At 61.5% G+C, this 4090-nt stretch carries 4 protein-coding genes; all 4 read left to right on the top strand.

All coding sequences use genetic code 11. The annotated features are described in order from the left end of the window. Nucleotides 1-497 (top strand): CpaD family pilus assembly lipoprotein (locus EN984_RS24930; RefSeq protein WP_164765626.1); only part of this gene is annotated, 497 nt, incomplete at its 5' end. Between the two features lie 25 nt (nt 498-522). Then, nucleotides 523-1806, top strand: coding sequence for a CpaE family protein (locus EN984_RS24925; RefSeq protein ID WP_127270395.1), 1284 nt, complete (start codon nt 523-525; stop codon nt 1804-1806). Between the two features lie 29 nt (nt 1807-1835). After that, the gene (locus EN984_RS24920; protein WP_127270234.1) at nt 1836-3338 is read left to right on the top strand and encodes a CpaF family protein; all 1503 of its coding nucleotides are present in this window, start codon (nt 1836-1838) and stop codon (nt 3336-3338) included. 29 nt (nt 3339-3367) lie between these two features. Further along, on the top strand, nt 3368-4090 hold a 723-nt coding region (locus tag EN984_RS24915), incomplete at its 3' end, for a type II secretion system F family protein (RefSeq protein ID WP_164765625.1).

The raw sequence follows: 4090 nt of genomic DNA, 5'->3' as shown, positions 1-4090 counted from the left end.
GTGGTATGACGGGCTCTCAGCGTGACACGCTTTCGGGCTTTCTCGACGGCTACGACAGGAGCGCCGCTCCGGCGGTGACGATCGCTATCCCTGTCGGCTCGGCCAACGAGATCGCGGCGGCCGCTGCCAGCCGCGATTTTGTCAGGCTGGTGGTTGCCAGCGGCATCAAGCGCAACCGGATTGTCATGACCTCTTATCAGTCCGCTTCCGCCGAAGCCTCGGCCCCGATTCGCGTCGCCTATATCTCGGTGAAAGCTCAGACCGACAAATGCGGGCGTTGGCCCGAAGATCTGGTGGAGACCTCGGAAAACAAGCACTACGCCGATTTCGGCTGCTCGTATCAGAACAACCTCGCCGCCCAGATGGCCAATCCGGCCGACCTGCTCGGACCGCGCAAGCAGGCACCTATCGACGCCGAGCAGCGTGGGAAAGTCATCGATGGGTACCGAAATCAACCCTTCTTTGATTGGGAAGCAGAAGGCGAAGTTAGCTACTAACGATCGCAGTTCGGAGTACACGAACATGAACAATCTGGCCTATGACACTCCTGTAGACGGCAGCGATACCTCGCAGCAGGACATCGCCGCGATGCAGGCGTTGCGGCCGATCCCGCGCATCTCGATCCAGGCATTCTGCGAGACCGAGGGTGTTGCCAACCCGGTCGAGCGCGCCGGCGAGGACCGCCGCATGACGAAGGCGCATCTCAAGGTCCATATGGGCGGCGTCCCCACTGCCATCGAATTCTACCAATCGGCGCCGACGCCCAACCTGATCCTGCTGGAATCGCGCAGCGAGCCCAAGCAATTGCTGGAGCAACTCGCCCAGCTCTCGGAATATTGCGATCCGACGTCGAAGGTGGTGGTGATCGGCCACTACAATGATGTCGGCCTCTACCGCGAGCTCATCCGCAACGGCATTTCCGAATATGTGATCGCTCCGGTCTCGATGGCCGACATCGTCAGCGTGGTGTCGTCGATTTTCATCGATCCGGAAGCCGAGCCGCTCGGCCGCTCGATCGCCTTCGTCGGCGCCAAGGGCGGTGTCGGCTCCTCGACGATCGCCCACAATGTGGCTTGGGCGATGTCCTCCCTGTTCAAATCCGAAGTGGTCGTCGCCGATCTCGATCTGGCTTTCGGCACCGCCAACATCAATTTCGACCAGGATCCGGCGCAAGGCATCGCCGAGGCGGTGTTTTCACCCGAACGCATCGATGAAGTCTATCTCGACCGGCTGCTGACCCAGTGCGCCGAGCATCTGTCGCTGCTGGCAGCGCCTTCGACGCTCGAACGGGTCTATGATTTCGATCCCGAGGCCTTCGCGCAGCTTATCGACACCGCCCAGCGCAGCGTGCCGCTTCTGGTGCTCGACGTCCCGCATGCCTGGACGGGCTGGACCAAGAACACCCTGGTCAAGGCCGACGAGATCGTCATCACCGCGACACCGGAACTCGCCAATCTGCGCAACACCAAGAATCTCGTCGATATGCTCAAGCGGCTTCGTCCCAATGATCCGCCGCCCAAGCTGATCATCAACCAGGCCGGCGTGCCGAAGCGCCCGGAGATTTCGCCGTCCGATTTCGCCGAGCCGCTCGGCCTGTCGCCGATGTCGGTCATTGCGTTTGATCCGTTGCTGTTCGGCAATGCCGCCAACAACGGACGCATGCTTGGCGAAATGGATGCCAAGAACCCGGTCGTCGCGATGATCAACGAAATGGCGCATGTGCTGACCGGGCGCAGCGAAATCAAGATCAAGAAGAAGGCCGGGCTCGGCAGCCTGCTCGGCAAGCTCTCGCGCAACAAGAAGTGACGCTTCAGCAGTGGAATCGGTAGTCGATCATGTTTGGTAAAAGAGGCAGCGACGACGGCAACCGGTTCACGCCGGAATTTCGCCAGCCAGCACCGGCGCCTGTTGCGCCGCCGGCTGCAAGTTCCATGGACACAGCGGTTCTGACCCGGCCCACGGCGGCGCCAAGCGCGCCTGTCGCGCCGCCGGCGCGCCGTGCGGTCGAGGCACCGCCATTGGCGCCTGAGCCGAAGCGGGCACAGCGCGAAAAGAGCGAAACTTATTACGATACCAAGAGCCAGGTCTTCTCCGCGCTCATCGACACCATCGATCTGTCGCAGCTTTCCAAGCTTGACCCTGAAAGCGCGCGCGAGGAAATCCGCGACATCGTCAACGACATCATCGCGATCAAGAACTTCGCAATGACGATCGCCGAGCAGGAAGAGCTGCTCGAGGACATCTGCAACGACGTGCTCGGCTATGGGCCGCTCGAGCCGCTGCTCGCCCGCGACGACATCGCCGACATCATGGTCAACGGCTCCAGGAACGTCTACATCGAAGTCAACGGCAAGGTCGAACAGACCGGTATCCGCTTTCGTGACAATCAGCAGCTCCTCAACATCTGCCAGCGTATCGTCAGCCAGGTTGGCCGCCGCGTCGACGAATCCAGCCCGATCTGCGACGCGCGCCTTCCCGACGGCTCCCGCGTCAACGTCATCGCGCCGCCACTCTCCATCGATGGCGCCACGCTCACCATCCGCAAATTCAAGAAGGACAAGCTGACGCTCGATCAGCTGGTCAAGTTCGGCGCCATCTCGCCGCAGGGCGCCGAAGTTCTCAAGATCATCAGTCGTGTTCGCTGCAACATCGTGATCTCGGGCGGCACCGGTTCGGGCAAGACGACGCTGCTCAATTGCCTGACCAACTATATCGACCGCGAGGAGCGCGTCATCACCTGCGAAGACTCGGCCGAGCTGCAATTGCAGCAGCCGCATGTGGTGCGCCTCGAAACCCGCCCGCCCAATCTGGAGGGCGAGGGTGAGGTGACGATGCGCGACTTGGTCAAGAACTGTCTGCGCATGCGGCCAGAGCGCATCATCGTCGGCGAAGTGCGCGGACCCGAGGTGTTCGATCTTCTGCAGGCGATGAACACCGGCCATGACGGCTCGATGGGCACGATCCACTCGAACAGCCCGCGCGAATGCCTCAACCGTATCGAATCCATGATTGCCATGGGCGGCTATTCGCTGCCGCAGAAGACAGTGCGCGAAATCGTCGTCGGTTCCATCGACGTGATCATCCAGGCGGCGCGCCTGCGCGACGGATCGCGCCGCATCACCCACATCACCGAGGTGATCGGGATGGAAGGCGACGTCATCATCACGCAGGATATCGTCCTTTACAACATCAAGGGCGAGGACGCCAACGGCCGGCTGTTGGGTGAGCACGTATCGACCGGCATCGGCCGTCCGCATTTCTGGGAGCGCGCACGCTATTACGGCGAGGAGCAGCGTCTCGCCATTGCGCTCGAGGCGATGGAGAAACGCGCTGACTGACGCATGCTGGGGTGTAAGGGTTCGGGCCAATGTTTGGAATTGACGGCACAGTACTGGCGTTTGTCGTGCTCGCCGGCTTCAGCGCCGGCGCCGTCGCTTATGCATTTCTGTTCACCCGCATCAGCAACGAGAAACAGGTTGGCAAGCGGCTCGAAACGATCAGGACCGCCGAGACGGATCGCTCCGTCGTCAAAGCCTCGCGCGACCGCGTGGCGGAAGCCGTCAAGCGGCGCAAATCGGTTCAGGATTCTCTTAACGAACTCGACGCCAAGCAGAAAACCAAGGACAGCCGCGTCAAGAAACCGCCGCTGAAAGCCCAGCTTCGTCAGGCCGGCCTCAAGACCACCATCGAGCGTTTCTATATATACTCCGCCGTATGCGGCATCGTTTTGATGATTGTCGCCTTTGTGGCCGGAGCCCCGCTGATCGCCTTGCCGGGCGTGCTGTTGGCCGGGGGGCTGGGCCTGCCGCGCTGGTTCGTCACGTTTCGTCGCGCCCGCCGGGTCAAGGCATTTCTCAACGAATTTCCAAACGCGCTCGACATCATCGTGCGCGCGGTCAAATCCGGCCTGCCGCTGAACGACGCCGTGCGCCTGATCGCCAACGAATCGCCCGAACCCGTGAAGACCGAGTTTCGCCGTATCGTCGATTCACAGCAGATGGGCCTCTCTATCCCCGACGCGACCTTGCGCATGCCTGAAACCATGCCTTGCACCGAGGCAAGCTTCTTCGGCATCGTTATCCAGATACAG

This window comes from Mesorhizobium sp. M7A.F.Ca.CA.004.12.1.1 (genome assembly GCF_003997835.1).
Lineage (GTDB): Bacteria > Pseudomonadota > Alphaproteobacteria > Rhizobiales > Rhizobiaceae > Mesorhizobium.
This window is presented reverse-complemented; position numbering and strand designations above follow the sequence as displayed.

Bases quoted from the DNA above. Each gene is read 5' to 3' on its own strand.
- EN984_RS24925 (WP_127270395.1), top strand. From the start codon at position 523: ATGAACAATCTGGCCTATGACACTCCTGTAGACGGCAGCGATACCTCG.
- EN984_RS24920 (WP_127270234.1), top strand. From the start codon at position 1,836: ATGTTTGGTAAAAGAGGCAGCGACGACGGCAACCGGTTCACGCCGGAA.